General features: G+C 72.3%; 2 pseudogenes. One reads left to right on the top strand and one right to left on the bottom strand.

The features are described from left to right. Positions 1-126, bottom strand: a pseudogene (locus FNJ47_RS47370) (organic hydroperoxide resistance protein); the annotation flags it as partial. Here FNJ47_RS47370 and FNJ47_RS55135 point away from each other — a divergent pair. Then, a pseudogene (locus FNJ47_RS55135) lies at positions 116-249 on the top strand (OsmC family protein); the annotation flags it as partial. The pseudogenes FNJ47_RS47370 and FNJ47_RS55135 overlap by 11 nt on opposite strands.

The following is a 249-nucleotide window of genomic DNA, read 5'->3' as shown; positions in this document are numbered from 1 at the left end:
CTGGTGGGCCTTCTCGACCAGCGCCTCGGCGTCCGCGCGGGACAGGCCGGGCAGCGAGACCGCGAGGTCGATGGCGAGGCCGAAACCGCCTTCCGAGCGCGGGCCGATGCCGACCGTCGAGGTCACCACCCCGAAGGAGCTCGGTGGCGGCGGTGGCGCCGGCAACAATCCGGAGCAGCTGTTCGCGGCGGGCTACGCCGCCTGTTTCATCGGCGCCATGAAGTTCGTGGCCTCGCAGGGTGGCCCCAA

The sequence above is a fragment of the Bradyrhizobium uaiense genome, assembly GCF_010811875.1.
Lineage (GTDB): Bacteria > Pseudomonadota > Alphaproteobacteria > Rhizobiales > Xanthobacteraceae > Bradyrhizobium > Bradyrhizobium uaiense.
Note: the sequence above shows the minus strand (reverse complement) of the source record. Positions and strands in the feature narration are given on the sequence as shown.